At 34.8% G+C, this 19,165-nt stretch carries 22 protein-coding genes and 1 pseudogene; all 23 read left to right on the forward strand.

Going from position 1 to position 19,165, the window contains the following annotated elements; all coding sequences use genetic code 11:
* Positions 1–6: 6 nt before the first annotated feature.
* The 23 genes and pseudogenes from JFT95_RS03355 (at position 7) to JFT95_RS03465 (ending at position 19,159) form a co-directional block, all read left to right on the forward strand.
* On the forward strand, positions 7–534 hold the full coding sequence (locus tag JFT95_RS03355) for an ankyrin repeat domain-containing protein (protein ID WP_012260492.1): 528 nt from the start codon (positions 7–9) through the stop codon (positions 532–534).
* A 1-nt stretch (position 535) separates the two neighbouring features.
* The gene (locus JFT95_RS03360) at positions 536–880 is read left to right on the forward strand and encodes a DUF2185 domain-containing protein (protein ID WP_201051401.1); all 345 of its coding nucleotides are present in this window, start codon (positions 536–538) and stop codon (positions 878–880) included.
* 126 nt (positions 881–1,006) lie between these two features.
* Positions 1,007–1,285, forward strand: a pseudogene (locus JFT95_RS29430) (MerR family transcriptional regulator); the annotation flags it as partial.
* Complete coding sequence (locus JFT95_RS30100; RefSeq protein WP_012260494.1) at positions 1,268–1,423, forward strand: hypothetical protein; 156 nt, start codon at positions 1,268–1,270, stop codon at positions 1,421–1,423. The pseudogene JFT95_RS29430 and the gene JFT95_RS30100, both read left to right, overlap by 18 nt.
* Positions 1,416–1,748 (forward strand): DUF2185 domain-containing protein, encoded by a 333-nt coding sequence (locus JFT95_RS03375; protein ID WP_012260495.1) that lies wholly within the window; start codon positions 1,416–1,418, stop codon positions 1,746–1,748. Before JFT95_RS30100 ends, JFT95_RS03375 begins: the two co-directional genes overlap by 8 nt.
* Positions 1,749–2,111: 363 nt before the next feature.
* Positions 2,112–2,300: a hypothetical protein gene (locus JFT95_RS03380; RefSeq protein WP_012260497.1), complete on the forward strand. Its 189-nt coding sequence runs from the start codon at positions 2,112–2,114 to the stop codon at positions 2,298–2,300.
* 300 nt (positions 2,301–2,600) lie between these two features.
* A complete protein-coding gene (locus tag JFT95_RS03385) occupies positions 2,601–3,545 on the forward strand; it encodes a ring-cleaving dioxygenase (RefSeq protein WP_012260498.1) in 945 nt (314 codons plus the stop codon).
* 44 nt (positions 3,546–3,589) lie between these two features.
* Entirely contained in the window at positions 3,590–4,567 is a 978-nt protein-coding gene (locus JFT95_RS03390) for a ring-cleaving dioxygenase (protein WP_201051403.1), read from the forward strand.
* Positions 4,568–4,823: 256 nt separating this feature from the next.
* Positions 4,824–5,918: a response regulator aspartate phosphatase gene (locus JFT95_RS03395; RefSeq protein WP_044444080.1), complete on the forward strand. Its 1,095-nt coding sequence runs from the start codon at positions 4,824–4,826 to the stop codon at positions 5,916–5,918.
* Positions 5,918–6,121: a Phr family secreted Rap phosphatase inhibitor gene (locus JFT95_RS03400; protein ID WP_201051405.1), complete on the forward strand. Its 204-nt coding sequence runs from the start codon at positions 5,918–5,920 to the stop codon at positions 6,119–6,121. Before JFT95_RS03395 ends, JFT95_RS03400 begins: the two co-directional genes overlap by 1 nt.
* A gap of 239 nt (positions 6,122–6,360) precedes the next feature.
* On the forward strand, positions 6,361–7,233 hold the full coding sequence (locus tag JFT95_RS03405; RefSeq protein ID WP_113769064.1) for an alpha/beta fold hydrolase: 873 nt from the start codon (positions 6,361–6,363) through the stop codon (positions 7,231–7,233).
* Positions 7,234–7,309: 76 nt separating this feature from the next.
* Positions 7,310–7,510 (forward strand): sporulation YhaL family protein, encoded by a 201-nt coding sequence (locus JFT95_RS03410; RefSeq protein WP_002087191.1) that lies wholly within the window; start codon positions 7,310–7,312, stop codon positions 7,508–7,510.
* A 212-nt stretch (positions 7,511–7,722) separates the two neighbouring features.
* Positions 7,723–8,574 (forward strand): DUF2935 domain-containing protein, encoded by an 852-nt coding sequence (locus JFT95_RS03415; protein WP_000554485.1) that lies wholly within the window; start codon positions 7,723–7,725, stop codon positions 8,572–8,574.
* A 291-nt stretch (positions 8,575–8,865) separates the two neighbouring features.
* On the forward strand, positions 8,866–9,510 hold the full coding sequence (locus tag JFT95_RS03420; RefSeq protein ID WP_016119759.1) for a DUF7018 domain-containing (lipo)protein: 645 nt from the start codon (positions 8,866–8,868) through the stop codon (positions 9,508–9,510).
* Between the two features lie 28 nt (positions 9,511–9,538).
* Positions 9,539–10,612 (forward strand): DUF3994 domain-containing protein, encoded by a 1,074-nt coding sequence (locus JFT95_RS03425; RefSeq protein ID WP_088292348.1) that lies wholly within the window; start codon positions 9,539–9,541, stop codon positions 10,610–10,612.
* Positions 10,613–11,056: 444 nt separating this feature from the next.
* On the forward strand, positions 11,057–11,506 hold the full coding sequence (locus JFT95_RS03430) for a helix-turn-helix domain-containing protein (RefSeq protein ID WP_002134790.1): 450 nt from the start codon (positions 11,057–11,059) through the stop codon (positions 11,504–11,506).
* A 90-nt stretch (positions 11,507–11,596) separates the two neighbouring features.
* Positions 11,597–12,157 carry a glycerol uptake operon antiterminator GlpP gene (gene glpP, locus JFT95_RS03435; protein ID WP_000394293.1) on the forward strand — a complete coding sequence of 187 codons (561 nt, stop codon included), beginning with the start codon at positions 11,597–11,599 and terminating at the stop codon, positions 12,155–12,157.
* 228 nt (positions 12,158–12,385) lie between these two features.
* On the forward strand, positions 12,386–13,207 hold the full coding sequence (glpF, locus tag JFT95_RS03440) for a glycerol uptake facilitator protein GlpF (RefSeq protein WP_201051407.1): 822 nt from the start codon (positions 12,386–12,388) through the stop codon (positions 13,205–13,207).
* A 12-nt stretch (positions 13,208–13,219) separates the two neighbouring features.
* Positions 13,220–14,710, forward strand: coding sequence for a glycerol kinase GlpK (glpK, locus tag JFT95_RS03445; protein WP_002011107.1), 1,491 nt, complete (start codon positions 13,220–13,222; stop codon positions 14,708–14,710).
* A 133-nt stretch (positions 14,711–14,843) separates the two neighbouring features.
* Positions 14,844–16,526, forward strand: coding sequence for an aerobic glycerol-3-phosphate dehydrogenase (glpD, locus tag JFT95_RS03450; protein ID WP_002030199.1), 1,683 nt, complete (start codon positions 14,844–14,846; stop codon positions 16,524–16,526).
* Positions 16,527–16,940: 414 nt separating this feature from the next.
* On the forward strand, positions 16,941–17,474 hold the full coding sequence (locus JFT95_RS03455) for a sigma-70 family RNA polymerase sigma factor (protein WP_002011110.1): 534 nt from the start codon (positions 16,941–16,943) through the stop codon (positions 17,472–17,474).
* A gap of 4 nt (positions 17,475–17,478) precedes the next feature.
* Positions 17,479–17,886, forward strand: coding sequence for a PadR family transcriptional regulator (locus JFT95_RS03460; protein WP_201051409.1), 408 nt, complete (start codon positions 17,479–17,481; stop codon positions 17,884–17,886).
* 7 nt (positions 17,887–17,893) lie between these two features.
* Positions 17,894–19,159 (forward strand): FtsW/RodA/SpoVE family cell cycle protein, encoded by a 1,266-nt coding sequence (locus JFT95_RS03465; protein ID WP_201051411.1) that lies wholly within the window; start codon positions 17,894–17,896, stop codon positions 19,157–19,159.
* The last annotated feature ends 6 nt before the right edge of the window (positions 19,160–19,165 follow it).

Genomic DNA, 19,165 nt, shown 5'->3' on the forward strand with positions numbered 1-19,165 from the left:
GATGGAATGAAAATATTAAATGTTTTTGATGCAGTTAGAGAAGGAACTTTTGAAGATTTCAAAAAATTTTATGATGGTGATATTAATCAAATTGATAGTGATTTAGATATTAATTTATTGTGCATGGCTATGACTAATAATAAAAATTCTAGTGAAAAACTTAAAATTATAAAATTTTTACTAGAAGAGGGTATTGATATTAATTACACTACAGCTAAAGATAAAAGGAATGCATTGCATATGTTTTATTTTTGTGTTTTACGCCCAACAATAGAATATGAATTAGAGATAACAAGATTACTTATTGATAATGAAATTAATATAAATGCTTTGGATAAATATAATGCTATTCCTTTGAAGTATGCTATTACGATAAATAAATTGTCTACAGAAGACAATAAAGACATGTATAAATTACTTATTAAAAATGGTTCAAACTATAATTTGAAAGATCAATCTGGAAAATCATGTGTAGATTATGCTAAAGAGTATTCTTGGAGAAATGATTTATTAACTATTATTGAGGAGTGTTAATATGAAAGTAAATAATTCTGATTACGGGGGCTTTATTGTTTCTAAAAATGTTGTAGTTGGAAAATCAATACGTTATACATTTAGGGAAAAATCAGAAATTCCTCAATTAAATGGGTGGACTATTTATTCTTCGGAAGATGATGATGAATATGTAAATGATTCTAGTAATTTTCAAGTATTAGGAGCAAGCTCTATATTAGAAATAGCTCCAGTTATGTTAGAAATTTTTGATGCTCCTTATGGTACTGATTTATGTTGGCTGTATGAAGAAGATATTCATGTAGGATTTTATGATTTAATAAGTGAAAATGAGAAAGAGATTGATCAAATTTTAAAAGGAAATTGATATTATTTTTTAAGTTGAGAGGGCAATTCCGAAAGGGATATGCTCTTTTTGTTTTATCTAGATGTATAGAAGACATATAGGGTGTTTTATGAAGATTTATGTTTGAGAACAGGGGTGAAATGAAAATTGGAAATAAAATCGGAAATGTATACACCGAAAATTATTGCGGATCATTTAGGGGTGACTCTCGATTTGCTTAAAGTATGGTCAAACAGAGCGAAGTCAGGAAGGATATCCGAGATACTCGAAGGAAAATATAGAAGAATTAAAAGCTATAAGAGAAAAAATACAGGTGCAAAAATGGTCTTATGATCAAGTTCGAGATGGTGTAATAGAGAAATTGATTCGTTTCTTTCAAAAGAAGAAAAATCGCAAATAGAAAAGAAATTGGATGAAGTATTAGAAAAGTTATATAATTTGTGGTTTTCTCAACCAAACTTAGATTTAACTTCTAAAGATAGTACAGGATTTTCAGCTATTGAATACGCTAGAAAATTCCCATATGGAGCAAGTTTAATTGAAAGGATGGAAAAATATGAATAAAAAAGAGCCTATTGAATTTATTGAAAAAGCTGGGGCCTGTATTGTTTCAAAAAATATAATAAATGAAACAGGAAAATTGAAATGGATATTGAGAGAGCAATCAATAGATGCGGTAGATAATGGTTGGAGATTCTTTTCAGAAATTGATGATGATGATTATATTAATAATCCTGATAATTTAGTAGTATGTGATTTTAATACTGTAGCAAATATTGAACCGGCCATTCTGGGAATATACGAACTACCAATAGGTAGTGATTTACAATTAGTTTCTGAAAATGGAAAAATAAGATTTGTTGATAATTTAACTGGTAAAGAAGTTTGATGAGAATACGAAAATCTAAAGACAACAAGGTAAAATGGTTCGAGGAGATGTAAATTTACCAAGTGTGAATTCATTAAATATCTTCGAAAAGAATGTAAAATGTTATAGTAAGCGAGTAATATTAAGATATTTAATTCTGAGACAGAAGCATGTGAATACTTCTATACTAGTTTAATTGATATGTTAAAAGAAATGGGTGTAATTTAAACCTGAAATAAAAGGGCATTTCCGTTTGGGGATGCTCTTTTATTTTACTAACTTTATTTCACATATAAATTGGCTTCATTTTCTGTTAGACAAGTTTTATTTTATATGTTTACATTTTTTATCTCATAATTTCAATTAGGAAAGGGAGGAAGAAACATGAAATATATGGCGTATGTAGAAAAAGCCAATAAGTTAATCGAAGAGGAAGTTACAATAAATATTAACGGTGTAGTGTTTACGGGATTCTCCACTGTTTGTTCATATAAAATTGAAGAAGGAAAAAGTTATCCTGCTATTCTCGACATTACAGTTTTCGATAATATTGAAGTTTCTTTTCTCCACTAATGTTTTTAATATTTACCAAACCATTCTCCAGTTCAAAATGTTATGCAATGAAAAAATATCTCGAATTTGAGATAAATCACTTGCTTTTTAATCACTTGAGTTGTAAAGTGATAGTAACGAAAGCGATTGAGTCATATGAAAAACATACACTCACTTGCTTTCGATTAAAAAGCAAAGTAACTTATTCAGTAAAAACTAAGATGAATTTACAAAAATATAATGAGAATAAATTAAAAAGCTAAGAAGCATATTATTTTTTAGTTATCACTTGACTAGTAAAATGAAACGGAGGAATTATCAATGTATGAAATTAAAGGGCATCATCACATTTCAATGGTTACAAAAAACGGAAGTGAGAATAACCATTTTTATAAAAACGTGCTTGGTTTACGCCGTGTGAAAATGACGGTAAACCAAGATGATCCATCCATGTATCATTTATTTTACGGAGATAAAACAGGAAGTCCAGGTACTGAACTATCATTTTTTGAAATGCCTTTAGTAGGAAAAACGTACCGTGGTACGAATGCAATTACGCGAATCGGATTACTCGTTCCTTCAGAGGAAAGCTTACATTACTGGAAAGAACGATTTGAGAAATTTGATGTGAAACATAGTGAAATGACAACATATGCAAATCGTCCTGCTTTGCAATTTGAGGATGCGGAAGGTCTTCGTCTCGTGCTACTCGTTTCAAACGGAGAAAAAGTGGAGCACTGGGAAACTTGGGAGAAATCCGAAGTTCCAGCTGAACATCAAATTCAAGGAATGGGTTCTGTAGAAATGACAGTGCGTAGACTTGATAAACTGGCAAGTACACTAACAGATATATTTGGTTATAAAGAAGTTAGCCGAAGCGACGAAGAAGCGATTTTCCAGTCTATTAAAGGAGAAGCCTTCGGAGAAATCGTTGTGAAATATTTAGATGGTCCTACTGAAAAGCCAGGCCGCGGTAGCATTCACCATTTAGCGATTCGCGTGAAAAACAGTGAAGAGCTAGCTTATTGGGAAGAACAGGTGATACAAAAAGGTTTCCATTCTTCAGGCATTATCGACCGTTTCTACTTTAAAAGCTTATACTTCCGTGAATCAAATGGAATCCTATTTGAAATTGCGACAGATGGACCAGGATTTACAGTTGATGGAGATGTAGAGCATTTAGGAGAAAAACTTGATTTACCGCCGTTCTTAGAAGAACAGCGAGCAGAAATTGAAGCGAAATTAGCACCTATTGAAGAGAAATAATAGAAGAGAAAATATAAAATTTAAAACCATTGGAGGAATATAAAATGAACCAATTAAAAGGAATTCACCACGTTACAGCAATTACAAGTAGTGCAGAAAAGAACTATGAATTTTTCACTCACGTTTTAGGAATGCGTTTAGTTAAAAAAACAGTAAACCAAGATGATATTCAAACGTATCATTTATTCTTTGCAGATGATAAAGGTAGTGCAGGAACAGATATGACATTCTTTGACTTCCCAGGTGTTCCAAAAGGAGTACACGGTACAAATGAAATTTCAAAAACTTCATTCCGCGTTCCGACTGACGCAGCACTAGAGTATTGGGTGAAACGTTTTGACCGTCTTGAAGTAGAACATACAGAAATTAAAGAGCAATTCGGTAAGAAAACTCTTTCATTCGTTGACTTTGATGATCAACACTATCAATTGATATCAGATGAATTTGATAAAGGCGTGGAATCAGGTACACCTTGGCAAGACGGCCCAGTGCCATTAGAATATGCAATTACTGGCTTAGGACCTGTATTTGTCCGTATCGCGAATTTCAGTTATTTCAAAGAAGTACTAGAAAAAGTTCTATTATTTAAAGAGATTGCTCAAGAAGGAGAATTCTACTTATTTGAAGTAGGTGAAGGTGGAAACGGTGCATCTGTCATTGTAGAACATAATACGGTTCTTCCTGAAGCACAACAAGGTTTTGGTACAGTGCATCATGCAGCATTCCGCGTAGAGGATCGCGCTGTATTAGAAGAGTGGATTGAGCGACTAAGTCGAGTTGGACTCCCTTCATCTGGTTATGTAAATCGTCACTTCTTTGAGTCATTATACGCAAGAGTTGCGCCGCAAATTTTATTCGAGTTTGCAACAGACGGCCCAGGGTTTATGGGAGATGAGCCATACGAAACACTTGGAGAAAAATTATCTTTACCTCCATTCCTAGAGCCAAAACGTGAAGAAATCGAAAAATTAGTACGTCCAATTGATACAGTGAGAAGTACGAAGGAATTTATTAAAGAGTAAAAATAGAAATAATAAGTAGAAGAGCAAGTAGTTTTAGCGAATCGCTGGAATTGCTTGCTTTTTTATTTGGTCTATAAAATTTTCTGAAAAATGTTTCTCAAGTTTTTAAAATAGAAATATTTGGTATAATTAATTTAAATTATAAATTTTCTGACAATTATTTTTCAATACATAGAAAAGGGGTGATAATATACAATTTGAATAATTGTATAAATATCCTAATTTTGTAAGTTTGGAGAAAAGGGGATGCGAAGGTATGGGAACAGATGTAGTAACGAAGGAGCAAATGAAACATTCTTTAGATGATTGGTATCGTGTAATGTTGCAGCAACATATAGAGAAAGCTACGGAAATGAAAGAAGAGATTGATAGTAAGATTAGTGGTTTGGAAATGGATCAGGAATTATCTTTGTATTTTACATTATTAGATTTTAGATATAAGATGCTGACGGATTGGTTGAATATAAAAGAAAATAGTTTTGAGAGAATAGAATCTTTTGAAATCCCAACTGAAGGATTTTTAGCATATTATTATCATTTCTTTAAAGGGATATATTGTACTTCAATGTCTAAATATGGAGATGCAAAGGAAAATTATGAAAAGGCAAATGAATTACTGAAATATGTCTCGCACCCTTTAGAGAATGCTGAATTTGATTATCGTATGGGTAATTTTTACTATCAGACGTACCAACAAGTTAATGCAATTGAGTATTTGAGAAAAGCGAAAGAGGAATTTAAAAAACATATAGGTTGTGAAATAAATATAGCGCTAGATGAAAATGTTTTTGGCCTGTGTTGTGTAGATTTAAAAAATTACGAACTCGCTGAAGAAAGCTTTAATACTGCTATGGATATTTTCCAAAAAGTAAATTATGAAAAATATATTTTAATGGTGCGTCATAATTTAGCTTTTTTATATGCTAGCCAAGATTTATCGGAACTCGCAATTCGTCATGCATCCGAAGTTACAAAAAAACAGCCGAAATTTTTTAAAGCGCTATTTGTTGAAGCGGGTGAATATTATAAATTAGGACAATATCAATTGGCGGCAGATTTGATAGAAAAAGGTTTGGATATTTGTAAAGAATTAAATAAGGAAGAGTTTCAATACCGTTTTATGATTTTGAAAAGTGTAAACGAAAAATCACCTACATTAAGCTTAGAGGAAGTAGTTTTAGAAGGTATTTCTTATTTTGAGAAAGAAGAGTTATGGGAGTGTATACAAGAATACGCTGGAATGTTAGCTTTAAGGTTTTATGAAGAAGAGAATCACAATAAGGCAAGTCATTATTTTTACATGAGTCATAAAGCTCAAAAAAAATTATTGAAAAAAGGGGCGCTGAAATAATGAAAAAGATTCACTTTGGAATGTTGGGGATTGCGTTAGTAGGTGCGTTATCGATTGGAGCTAATAGTTTATTTACAAATCAAGCATTAAATATAGGAGAGACAGGAGGAGCACCAGCAAGACCAGACTACGTTAGTTTTAATAAAGGCGATGGCGGAGCACCAGCAGATAATAGAGGCGACGGCGGAGTAAGCCAACTCTAATAACAAAGAAAGGGACTTCAACATGAAGTCCCTTTCTTTGTTATTAGGACATGTAGAGAAAAGAATTGACTTACTTTAAATGTGTAACTATAATAGTTACAAAGTAACCATCACTAATGGCAGTGAGTAATATTTTTTTAGTATAATTGTAACTGTCATGGTTACAATTAAAAACAATCATAAAACAACCAAATAATGTAAAAACTTTAAATAGCAACAAGAGAAAGGAGACGGGAATTTTGAAACGGTTTAAATTTTATTTTATTAGCGGTATTGTTCTTGTTTTATTAATAGTATGTAACTTCGTTGATAAGCCGATTGCGAAGGTTGAAGAAGTGAAAGATACTGTGATGATGAGGCTGAATACGAAAGAGAGTATGGCGCAGATTGATGGGCAGACGATTTATTTTAAGCAAATTGGTGAGGGGAAACCGCCTTTACTTATGCTTCACGGGTTCGGTGGTTCTTCAGATGGGTTTAATGATATTTATCCGGAACTTGTAAAGGACCATACGATTATTGCAGTTGATATTTTAGGGTTTGGGCGTTCTTCTAAACCAATTGATTTTCAGTATTCGTTTCCCACGCAAGTGAATTTATATTATAAGTTAATGAAGAAGCTCGGATACGATCAATTCGCAGTACTTGGTCATTCGATGGGCGGAGAGATGTCTCTAAATTTAGCGTATTTATATCCGGATGCAGTAACGCATCTCGTTTTAGCGGATTCTACAGGAATAGAGTCTTTCCAGCAAAAAGAAAGTTATGAAGTGCCGCCACTATCGACAGACTTACAAACTGTAACAGAGATTACGGATTATAATAAAAATGAAGTGAAAAATAGTCGCGATGATAAAGAGCATTATGATCAGCTTACGAAAATGAGAGAGCGCCGCATTGCGATGGAAGCAGATAAAATTAAGGTACCGACTTTAATTATATGGGGACGACACGATAAGAGTGTTTCTTGGAAAAATGGTGAACTGTATCATGAGCTATTTGCAAATAGTACGTTCCATATCATTGAAAAAGGATACCACGCACCGTTTCGCCAGGAACCAATCGAGTTTATGGAATATGTACAAGCGTTCTTCGCGAAGAATCCACAATAAAATTTAAGCATAAATCCACTTCTTTCCTCATAAAGTGAAACTAATAAGGCTTGTCTAAGGAAAGGGATGAACGAAAGTGGAAACTTTACCATGGTGGATTTATCTTGTAATCATTGGGATCGTATTGAGTGGCTACATGGTTTTATATACTTCGAAAAAAGAGCAAGAGATGGATAATGATTTTATCGAAAAAGAAGGCGAAGTATATATGAAGCGTTTAGAAGAAGAGCGAGAGAAGCGGAATCAGGATAGTGATAAAGATTCGGTATTGCTTTAATAGAAATTTTGACAGGCTACCGACTAGTAGAACTTTACATCTAGCTGGTAGCCTTTTTTGCTGGAGGAGCAGTATATGTTCATCAAGCTAAGCTTATACAAGTTGAATTTTACATGTATACAATATTCATCATGAACTTTTATTGATGGTATTTATATATTTTTTTACTCATAAGAATGGAACTAGCGCAGTATTTACTGGGGGGATTAACAATGCATAGGGATGAAACATCATTACATCCTGATACAGGTGTTACATCTGTAATGTTTGTTGAGCGTTCATTAAATGAAATTCGTTTTTGGTCTAGAATCATGAAGGAGCATTCTTTTTTTCTTCGCTTAGGGTTTAGATGTGAGGATACTCAACTAATTGAAGAGGCTAATCAATTTTATCGATTGTTTGAACATATCGAACAAATAGCGCATTCCTATACAAATGAAACAGATCCTGAGCAAATAAAAAGATTTAATTCAGAAGTACAACAAGCCGCAACTAATATTTGGGGATTTAAACGAAAAATTTTAGGATTAATTCTCACATGTAAATTGCCAGGACAAAATAACTTTCCGCTTTTAGTTGACCATACAAGTAGGGAAGCTGATTATTTTAGAAAACGTTTAATACAATTAAATGAAGGTAAATTAGATGCTCTTCCTGATGCTATTATTAAAGAAAATGTTTTCTTTTTAAGGATTATGGCAGACCATGCTAAATTTATTGGTCATCTTCTTGATCCATCGGAAAGAAAGCTTGTAGACACAGCACGGAATTTTAGCAATGATTTTGATGAATTGATGTATCAAGCAATTGACTTAGAATCTATGAAACCACAATCCCAAACAGTCCCTCTTTTAGATCAATTTTTAGATCAAAATCGTGTGTCGGTTACATCTCTTCGGGATTTTAAGAAAACAGCACGTGATTTAATTGAGCAATGTAAAATAAAGAGTATCATTCATCCATTATTAGCAGACCATGTTTTCCGTGAAGCTGATAGATTTCTTGAAATAATTGATATGTTTGATGTTCATCTTACAAATATTCAATCCCAACCTAGATATTAGAAGATAAGGAAAGATAATATTTTACTTTCAGCTGAGAAGTTAACAATTTATTGTTAGCTTCTTTTCTTTGTGAATAAAATTTCTTTTCATTTAGTAAATTTCCCTTCAAAGACTACATAAATCCCTTTGACCAAATATGTAATTCTCTGTAAAATGATATATATGGAAAGATTATGAATATACAGGAAATATATGGATAGTAGATTCTAATAAATTATTCGGGGGGATTTATTAGTTAAGTATATTAACTTGTTTGCACTGAATTTTACACATAAAGGGGTATTAGTAATCATGAAAGCAAAGAAATTAGTAAGTTTAGCGTTACCAGTTATGTTATTGAGTGGTTGTATTACAATTGAAACTGATGGTAAGAAAGCTGAACCAAAGAAAGAAGAAACGCAAAAGGTAGAGAAAGAGAGTAAGTCAACGGATAGCAAGAAAGAGGATAGCTTATCTGTAGCGAAAGGTGAAGATACAAACAGTAGTTCATCAAGTAGTCAACAAAGTTCTTCTTCAAATAATTCTACTTCTTCTAATTCTTCAACTGGTAAGGTAACTGGTTCAGATGTTGAAAGGTACAAGGCAGATATTATAAACAGTGCCACTCAAATTGAAGATACAATGAAATTAATTGAAGGAATAGCAGATTCAGACGTAAAATCATACAAACAAAAGAAAAGTGAAGTACAACTGAGTTTAGGTGGAGCAAAGGCAACCGCAACGAAATTGAAGAATCTACAAGCACCTCCTGAGTTACAAGGAGAACAGGCGAAGATAAAGCAGTCGATGGAACTGTATGCGGATTGTTTTCAACTTCTCTTTGATGCATTAGACCAAGAAGACGAGAGTAAAATGCATCAATCATTAAGTAAAGCACAAGAAGGCTCAAAACTGTTTGAAGAAGCAGCGAAGAGTATCGGTAGCAAAACTAACTAAGAATAAATTACTTAAAGGGGTATGAGGTATGAAAGTGAAAAAACTAATAGCTGCTGCAGTTCCAGTTGCCATATTATTAAGTGGTTGTGTTACAGTAAAAGATTCGGAAAATAAAGAAGAAAAGACAGAAGAAACAAGTAAATCTAAGGCTGCTGAAACGAAAGAAAAATCAACTAATTCGAAAGAAGAAAGTAAAGATGTTCAAAAGGTTCGAGTTTTAGATGAAGATTATGCACAATATTTATTAGATATTGAACAGGATATGTTAAGACGATTTGATTACTATGATGCTTCTGTAAGAGATTTGAGAAATGGAAGTAAATCAAAAGCTGAGGTATTAGATAGTATTAAAGACATCTATAAAGTATTTGATAAGATAGAGAAGATTTACGCACCGCAAAAACATAAAGAAGAACAAAAAGAGATTGAAAAAGCGACAGGTAAACTAAGAGAAACATTCGGTGAAATAGAGAAGTTATTCAACGATAAAGGCTTCAGCTTAGAGACCGATAAGGAAATCTTAAATAAAGCAAATGCAAAACTAGAGGAAGCAAAACGTATTTGGAAACCTACATTCGATAAGTTAAGATCCGAGATAAAAGGTGATACAGCCACAGAAAAATCTACTAGTACAACAAGTAGTTCTATATCGACAAACCCAACTACTGATAGTCAGGCTCAAACAGATAAAAGCCAAGCTAAAACGGGGGTATTTGTAGGTACAGTTGGTACAAGTGAAGAGTTAGGAATTAGTTATGGAAACATGGAGAAGAACATCAAAGATGGGACTGAGATTATTGGTAACTGGGGTATTGATTACGGTAGTGGCATAAAAACTACGTTAGTACTAAAAGGTGATAAAACATTTGAGTCCTATGCGAACGGTTCTTATCCGAATAAAGATAACTACTTAACAGGAACATATGCGGTAGATGTTCCATCATTCCAGTTATCTTTAAAAATAACAAAAGCAGTTAAAGACGGTCAAGAAGTAAAGCTAACAAATGATAGTATGATGTATAAATTACAAAACTATGATGGAAACACATTACAAATTTATCATATGGACGATAACGTTCGTATTCGTTATGCAAAACAATAAATAGTTGGCAAAAAACTCTGTAATAAATTTTACAGGGTTTTTTGTTAGTTCTAATTGTATTTCTTCATTAATTTCCCTGGCGCTATCCATATTAGTATAAGTTGAGAAATCAACAAAACGATTTTCTTTTTGGAGAATGATAAGGATTCGGTTTTATTATAATTAGGGGAGAGTGGATAACGTATTGTTATCCACTTTTTTTATTTCCTAAAATATATCAACGATTTTTTCAATATATCGACTTACTGACACAAAGCGACAATGTTAAGAAGCACGATTATTGTTCGGGAAATTATTATAGAAGAAAAGCATATGAAATCGACATGATGCATAGCGTCATTTTTAGATGTAACGCACAAGTTGCACAACCTATGCAACGATAACTAGCTTTACTCTTCATCATTTATTTGACCATACTAGACATAGAGAGGTGATAAACACAGTATGATTTTTAGTGAACGTTTAAAAGAAGAAAGGGAAAAAAGAAATTGGTCGCAAAATGATTTGGCTGAAAAAATTCATGTAAGTAGGCAGTCTGTTTCGAAATGGGAGACGGGAAAGAACTATCCGAGCATTGAAATTATTATTCATTTAAGTGATCTGTTCGGTATTACAATTGATGAGTTATTGAGGAGTGATGAAGAGTTGACGCAGAAAGTAATTGAAGATAGTAAACAATTAGCGCATCCAAAATGGAAGGTGTTCTTTGATGGTCTATTCATGCTGGGTGTATTTTTGTTTATTACAAAAATCGTTGTATGGGCGTTAAATAAGTTTGCCGGAGCAAGCATTACAATTGTCGCAGATGCACCATATGTAATGAATTTTTTACCGCTCCTATTAATGATTATAGGTGGTACGGTTTCTGATAAGTTGAAGAAAATATATAGATAAGAGAAAGATTTGTAAGAAATCCACTACACTAGCTGTTCTTTTCACCCAAATTGTGTACTATAAAGGATAGATAGGAAGGGGACGTTTAGAATGGAATTTCATGAGCAAAAGATTTTGCCGGCAGTGAGGCAAATTAAAGATTTGGAGAAGCTATTACATAGTTCGTATGAGTATATTGTTATTTTAGATATTCATGTCGGTCAATTGAAGAGTGTTGTGTCGCTCGCGAAGCAGCATAATAAAAAAGTATTTTTACATGTGGATTTGATCCATGGATTACAAAGTGATGGGCATGCGACGGAGTTTTTATGCCAAGAATATAAACCGTACGGGTTATTATCGACAAAGGCGAGCGTAATTATGAAGGCGAAGCAAAAAGGTGTCGTCTCCATTCAACGCATCTTTTTAATTGATTCTAGCGCAATGGAAAAGAGCTGTAATTTGCTAGAAAAGACGAAGCCGGATTATATAGAGGTGCTTCCTGGTGCGTTAACGGGTGTCATTGCTGAGGTGAAAGAGCGTACAGGTGTACCAATTTTAGCAGGTGGTTTTATTCGAACGGTAGAAGACGTTGAAAGAGCGTTAAATGCTGGTGCGACAGCAATTACGACATCGAAAAAAGAACTATGGAAACATTACCAAAAAAAGTGACGAAAATGTGAAAAAATTCTGTTGACACCGCTTTCATTAAAGGTTAACATTATAGACAAGTTAATAAACGTGACGGAGAAAAGAAGAGATCCACATTTTATTGTTTCTATATATATTATATAGAAGCATGTAAGCTGTGGATCTTTTTCTTTTGAAAAAAAACGAATGGCCATTCATTTTACCTCTATCACTTTTCGAAAGCATTTAAATTGATTGTGGAGGGATTTTATGTCAGCATTTTTAGGGGAATTAATAGGGACTGCATTGTTAATCTTACTTGGTGGCGGCGTTTGCGCTGGTGTAAGTTTAAAGAAATCGTTTGCGAAAGATTCTGGTTGGATTGTAATTACAATGGGTTGGGGTCTAGCGGTTGCTATGGCAGCGTATGCAGTTGGATCAATTAGTGGGGCACATTTGAATCCGGCTTTAACGATAGGACTTGCGTTTAAGGGAGCGTTCCCATGGAGTGATGTACCTATGTATATCGCAGCACAAATGATTGGGGCAATTATCGGGGCAGTTCTTGTATATTTACATTACTTACCACACTGGAAAGAAACAGAAGATCCAGGAACAAAGTTAGGTGTATTTGCAACAGGTCCAGCAATTCCGAACACATTTACAAACCTTTTAAGTGAAATGATTGGAACATTCGCTTTAGTATTTGGTATATTAGCAATTGGAGCAAATAAATTTGCAGATGGTTTAAATCCATTTATCGTTGGTTTCTTAATTGTAAGTATTGGTTTATCATTAGGTGGAACAACAGGATACGCAATCAACCCAGCTCGTGATTTAGGTCCGCGTATTGCACACTTCTTCCTTCCGATTGCAGGAAAGGGCGGTTCAAACTGGAAGTATGCATGGATCCCAGTAGTTGGTCCAATTCTAGGTGGATCACTTGCAGGATTATTCCATCAAGTTGTATTTGAAGGAAAACAAAATTCAGCACTTATTTATGTGATTATTACAACTGTGATTGTATTAGCAATCTCTTATATGACAAGTAAAAAAAGTGAAGCTACTACAAATAGTAGAAAAGTAGCATAGGGGGAAACTGATATGAAAAAATATATTCTTTCATTAGACCAAGGAACAACAAGCTCACGCGCAATTCTTTTCAATAAAGAAGGAAAAATCGTTCATTCAGCTCAAAAAGAGTTTACACAACATTTTCCAAAGCCAGGCTGGGTTGAGCATAATGCACAAGAAATTTGGGGATCTATTTTAGCAGTTATCGCAACTTGCTTAAGCGAAGCAGATGTGAAGCCAGAACAAATCGCTGGTATCGGTATTACGAACCAACGTGAAACAGCGGTTGTATGGGATAAAACGACTGGAAAACCAATTTATAACGCAATCGTATGGCAATCTCGTCAAACAGTTGAAATTTGTGATGAGTTAAAAGAAAAAGGTTATAGCGAGATGGTTCGCGAAAAAACAGGTCTTTTAATTGATGCATACTTCTCTGGTACGAAAGTAAAATGGATTTTAGATAACGTTGAAGGTGCAAGAGAAAAAGCAGAAAACGGCGAGTTATTATTCGGAACAATTGATACATGGCTTGTATGGAAATTGTCTGGCGGGAAAGCACACATAACAGATTACTCAAATGCATCACGCACATTAATGTTTAACATTCACGACTTACAGTGGGATGATGAGCTTCTAGACATGTTAACAGTACCAAAGAGCATGCTTCCAGAAGTACGTCAATCATCTGAAATATATGGAGAAACAATTGATTATCACTTCTTCGGTCAAAATGTACCGATCGCAGGTGTAGCTGGTGACCAGCAAGCAGCATTATTTGGACAAGCTTGTTTCGGTGAAGGTATGGCGAAGAACACTTACGGAACTGGTTGTTTCATGTTAATGAACACAGGCGAAAAAGCAGTAGCTTCTGAGCATGGCCTATTAACAACAATTGCATGGGGTTTAGATGGTAAAGTGAATTACGCATTAGAAGGAAGTATTTTCGTAGCTGGTTCTGCAATTCAGTGGTTACGTGACGGACTGCGTATGTTTAAAGATGCGAGCGAGAGCGAAGTGTACGCTAGCCGTGTTGAATCAACTGAAGGTGTATACATAGTACCGGCATTCGTAGGACTAGGTACACCGTATTGGGATAGTGAAGTACGCGGCGCTATGTTTGGTGTAACACGCGGTACGACGAAAGAGCATTTCATTCGTGCAACGCTAGAATCTTTAGCATACCAAACGAAAGATGTACTATGCGCAATGGAAGCAGATTCAGGTATTGAACTAAATACATTACGCGTTGATGGCGGAGCAGTTAAAAATAACTTCTTAATGAAGTTCCAAAGTGATATTTTAGACGTTCCTGTAGAGCGTCCAGTGATCAATGAAACGACAGCTTTAGGTGCAGCATACTTAGCTGGTCTTGCGGTTGGATACTGGAAAAACCAAGATGAAATTAAAGCACAGTGGCATATGGACAAACGCTTTGAACCAACGATGGAAGCGGAAACAAGCGAAGAGCTATATGCTGGATGGAAAAAAGCAATTGAAGCAACTAAAGCTTTCAAATAATCATAAACAGTGTTATAATGATGACAAGTTAATAATTCGGTAGGAGATTTGGAGAGACCACAACACGCTATAGAGGCGAAATCTATAGCGGAGCTTGTGGTCTCTTTTTTCGTTATCAAAGGGAGGAATTACCATGAAATTTTCAAGTAAACAACGTAAAGACGTATTAAATGGAGTAAATAAACAAGAGTTAGATGTGATCGTAATTGGTGGAGGTATTACTGGTTCTGGTATTGCATTAGATGGGGCAACACGCGGTTTATCAACGATTGTGTTTGAAATGCAGGACTTTGCAGCAGGTACATCAAGTCGTTCAACGAAACTTGTACACGGCGGTTTACGTTATTTAAAACAACTTGAAGTGAAAATGGTAGCAGAGGTGGGGAAAGAGCGTGCGATCGTATATGAGAACGGTCCCCATGTAACAACACCGGAGTGGATGTTACTTCCGTTCCATACAGGCGGCACGTTCGGGTCATTCAGTACATCAATTGGTCTTCGTGTATACGACTTTCTAGCAGGTGTAAAACGAAGCGAGCGCAGAAAGATGTTTAACCGTGAAGAAACGCTAAATAAAGAGCCTCTTGTAAAACAAGAAGGATTAAAAGGCGGCGGTTACTACGTAGAATATCGTACAGACGATGCGCGTCTTACAATTGAAGTAATGAAAGAAGCGATTGAACATGGTGCGAAAGCTGTTAACTACGCAAAAGTAGACAGTTTCTTATATAAAGATGGAAAAGTATGCGGTGTACGTGTAATCGATTTACTAGACGGAGAAGTGTATGAAGTTTACGGTAAGAAAATTGTAAACGCAGCTGGTCCTTGGGTAGATACACTTCGTGAAAAAGATAACTCTAAAAAAGGGAAAGTACTTCAGTTATCAAAAGGTGTGCATTTAGTAATTGACCAAAAACGTTTCCCATTAGGGCAAGCAATTTACTTTGATACACCAGATAAACGTATGGTGTTCGCGATTCCTCGCGAAGGAAAAACGTACGTAGGTACAACAGATACGTTCTATGATAAAGACGCAGCTGTACCGCACATGACAACAGAAGATCGCACATATATCATTAATGCGATTAATTACATGTTCCCAAGCGTGAAAATTACAGAAAAAGATGTGGAATCAAGCTGGGCTGGTGTACGTCCGCTAATTTATGAAGAAGGTAAGAATGCATCTGAAATTTCTCGTAAAGATGAAATTTGGACTTCTGAATCTGGTTTAATTACAATCGCGGGCGGTAAATTAACAGGATACCGCAAAATGGCTGAAATGGTAGTAGACTACGTAACGAATCTATTACAAAAAGAAGGCCATAGCGCATATAAGAAGAGCGATACGAAACATATGCCAATCTCTGGTGGTCATGTAAGTGGTTCACACGGATTCCCGGCATTTGTTGCGAAAAAAGCAGGCGAAGGTACGAAATATGGTTTAACGACAGCACAAGCGGAAAAATTCGCGAAATTCTACGGCTCTAACGTTGACGTACTGTTTGACTTAGCGAAAAAACATAAAGACGAAGCGAAAGAATACAACATGCCGCTAGACGTTCTAATCCCACTTGTATACGCAATGGATTACGAAATGACAGCGAAACCAGTTGACTTCTTCGTACGCCGCAGAGGCGCTGTATTCTTCAACATCCACTGGGTATACGAGTGGAAAGAAGCAGTAATCAACTATATGGCTGCGAAACTAGGCTGGAGCAAAGAAGAGCAAATGAAATACACAGCTGAATTAGAAAAAGCGTTAAGAGATGCTGTAATTCCTGTAGATCAACAAGAGCAAGCAGCTGCTTTAGCTTAAAAATAAACCGCGTGAGGGAGAGCCCTCGTGCGGTTTTTTGTTTTATTATATTTGTATAGAGTGTACTGAAATTAACTGAGTGTAGATTTTTGTTGCTTAACAGGATATGAATACGAAAGGTATAATAAGTATTGTTATACCGTTTGAATAACTTAACAATTGTAGTAGTGTATTGGAGTTGAAATGAATCAATTTATTAATTTGCTTCTACAATATCCTTATTTTGAAAAACTTAATAAAACAGACGTATCGCAAGCTATAAAAAGTGCGGGGAATATTAAAAGTTTTGTTTTAGAAAAAATTAAATAGTAGAGGATGAGCAAAACGGTATGGACATTTCCAACCGTTTTTTTATGAATTTATAAAACTTTTCCATACAGTGCGTCGTCTAATAAATGGGAAGGAGGAAATGATGTGGATGAATTAACGGTAGAAGCGTTTGAAATAGAAGATAAGGAACTCCTTATCGATGAAATAATGAACAAGTATGGACAAGAAGTCTTACAGCTTGTGTATTCATATGTGAATAATAAAGAGGTCGCTGAGGATTTAACGCAAGATATATTTGTGAAATGTTATAAATCTCTTCATACATACAAAGGGAAGTCGAATGTGAAAACGTGGTTGTGGAGAATTGCAATTAATCAATGTAAGGACTACATAAAAAGTTGGTATAACAAAAAGGTGATCGTGACAGAGGATGAAGCTGCTTATATTGGGGTTCAAAATGATAGTGTCGAACAAACTGTTATTCAAAATGCGAAGGACCGTGAACTGGCTTCTGCAGTAATGAATTTACCGATAAAATATCGAGAAGTCATTTATCTATTTTATTATGAAGAACTATCAATTAAAGAGATTGCTATTGTAATAGAAGTGAAAGAAAACACGATAAAAACGAGACTGAAAAAAGCGAAGGAGCTTTTGAAGAAAGGATTGGAGGAATAATCAAATGGAAGATCGATTAAAAGGCCTGCGAAAATCAATGGAGAATACAACGTTTAAACATTTGAGTTTTTCTGATCAACACCGAAAGCGGGTGCGCGAAAAAATCAATGCATCACACGAAAAGGAAGAGGACATCTCGTTAGCGATTTTACAACTCCTCAGTAATGAAAAAACAGGATACGAATTGTCACAGCTACTACGAGGGAGAGGGATTCAAAAATTCGAAGGAAATGAAGGGTTTTTATATACCGTATTACATCGGCTAGAACAGAATCGTTTTATCCAATCAAGTTGGGATCATTCAGGAGCTAAATATTATCAATTAAATGATAAAGGAAACAAGATGCTGCGAAAGGCAGAAAAAGATTCTACGAAGGCACGGTTTATATTAAAAGGATTAGTACAGGAGTGAGATAAAATTGAACAAAAAATGGGAGCGTTTTTTAAGCGAAGTTACCAATCACATTAAATCAAAAGAAGCAAAGAGCTTTGTAGCAACTGAACTAGAGTTTCACTTAAAACAGGCGAAGAACACGTGGATAGAAAAAGGTTTAGGTGAGGAAATTGCTGAAAATAAAGCTGTGGAACAAATGGGAAGTCCGATCAAGCTTGGCAGGGAACTTAACAAACTTCATAAGCCGAAGATTGATTGGTTCATTATTAGTTTATTAGTGATTGCTATGGGATTAGGCTTTTTGCCACTAGTAGCTCTTGGACATACGAATGATTTACTAATGGACAAGGTGATATTTGTTATTCTCGGTGTTGTAGCAGCTTTAGGGATGATGCTGATTGATTATCGGAAATTAGAAAGACTCGGATGGTTGTTTTACACAATTGGAGTACTTATCCTGTTAATGTTATACTGCTTTCCAAACGCTTCATTGACTGGAGAGCCGTTAATGAAAATTGGTCCCATTGCAATTGACTGTTTAATGGCAGTGCCGTTCTTTTTTCTAGCCTGGGCTTCTTTTTTCAATAATAGTAGGTTAAAGGTTATGCATCTTGTGGTTTTGTATTTATTTTCTTTGTATTTATTTTTAATTGTATCAACTCTTTCGTCAATTTTTATCTATATAACGATGGTATTCATTATGCTTTGGTGGAGTAAGTTAGGAAAGAAAAAGGCATTGATTATTACAATTGTACCAATTTGTTTATTTATTATCAGGGTATCCGTATCCTGGTCCTCAGGATACCACTTGGATAGATTTCTAGGGTATTTAAATCCAGAGCAAGATGCAGGTGGCTCAGGGTTTATGTATATACGTTTAAAAGAGGTAATGTCGTCAGCAGGTTGGTTTGGTGCATCTGAAAATATAAAGCCCATACCTGCTCCAGATACTGATTTTGTGTTTGCCAGTTTGACTTACTATTATGGATATGTGCTTGCGCTAATCCTTGTCTTGATTCTTTCTCTTTTTGTAGCAAGGATAATGATCATATCTTATAAAATAAATGATCGGTATGGTAAATTGCTTCTCGTTGGAGGAATGACTCTTTTTGTAGCCCAGTTCATTTATAACGTTGGCATGATCATAGGATTATTACCGATTGCTTCTATATCATTACCTTTTATTAGTTATGGATTAACACCAACTTTATTTCATGCGCTTTTAATGGGGATTGTGCTGAGTGTATATCGACGTAAAGATATGTCATTTAGAATGAAAAAAACACCTTGATGATGA

Source organism: Bacillus sp. TH17 (assembly GCF_016651125.1).
GTDB lineage: Bacteria > Bacillota > Bacilli > Bacillales > Bacillaceae_G > Bacillus_A > Bacillus_A mycoides.

Coding starts and splice junctions, on each gene's coding strand:
- JFT95_RS03355 (WP_012260492.1), top strand. CDS start 7: ATGAAAATATTAAATGTTTTTGATGCAGTTAGAGAAGGAACTTTTGAA.
- JFT95_RS03360 (WP_201051401.1), top strand. CDS start 536: ATGAAAGTAAATAATTCTGATTACGGGGGCTTTATTGTTTCTAAAAAT.
- JFT95_RS03375 (WP_012260495.1), top strand. CDS start 1,416: ATGAATAAAAAAGAGCCTATTGAATTTATTGAAAAAGCTGGGGCCTGT.
- JFT95_RS03380 (WP_012260497.1), top strand. CDS start 2,112: ATGAAATATATGGCGTATGTAGAAAAAGCCAATAAGTTAATCGAAGAG.
- JFT95_RS03385 (WP_012260498.1), top strand. CDS start 2,601: ATGTATGAAATTAAAGGGCATCATCACATTTCAATGGTTACAAAAAAC.
- JFT95_RS03390 (WP_201051403.1), top strand. CDS start 3,590: ATGAACCAATTAAAAGGAATTCACCACGTTACAGCAATTACAAGTAGT.
- JFT95_RS03395 (WP_044444080.1), top strand. CDS start 4,824: ATGGGAACAGATGTAGTAACGAAGGAGCAAATGAAACATTCTTTAGAT.
- JFT95_RS03400 (WP_201051405.1), top strand. CDS start 5,918: ATGAAAAAGATTCACTTTGGAATGTTGGGGATTGCGTTAGTAGGTGCG.
- JFT95_RS03415 (WP_000554485.1), top strand. CDS start 7,723: ATGCATAGGGATGAAACATCATTACATCCTGATACAGGTGTTACATCT.
- JFT95_RS03420 (WP_016119759.1), top strand. CDS start 8,866: ATGAAAGCAAAGAAATTAGTAAGTTTAGCGTTACCAGTTATGTTATTG.
- JFT95_RS03425 (WP_088292348.1), top strand. CDS start 9,539: ATGAAAGTGAAAAAACTAATAGCTGCTGCAGTTCCAGTTGCCATATTA.
- JFT95_RS03430 (WP_002134790.1), top strand. CDS start 11,057: ATGATTTTTAGTGAACGTTTAAAAGAAGAAAGGGAAAAAAGAAATTGG.
- glpP (WP_000394293.1), top strand. CDS start 11,597: ATGGAATTTCATGAGCAAAAGATTTTGCCGGCAGTGAGGCAAATTAAA.
- glpF (WP_201051407.1), top strand. CDS start 12,386: ATGTCAGCATTTTTAGGGGAATTAATAGGGACTGCATTGTTAATCTTA.
- glpK (WP_002011107.1), top strand. CDS start 13,220: ATGAAAAAATATATTCTTTCATTAGACCAAGGAACAACAAGCTCACGC.
- glpD (WP_002030199.1), top strand. CDS start 14,844: ATGAAATTTTCAAGTAAACAACGTAAAGACGTATTAAATGGAGTAAAT.
- JFT95_RS03460 (WP_201051409.1), top strand. CDS start 17,479: ATGGAAGATCGATTAAAAGGCCTGCGAAAATCAATGGAGAATACAACG.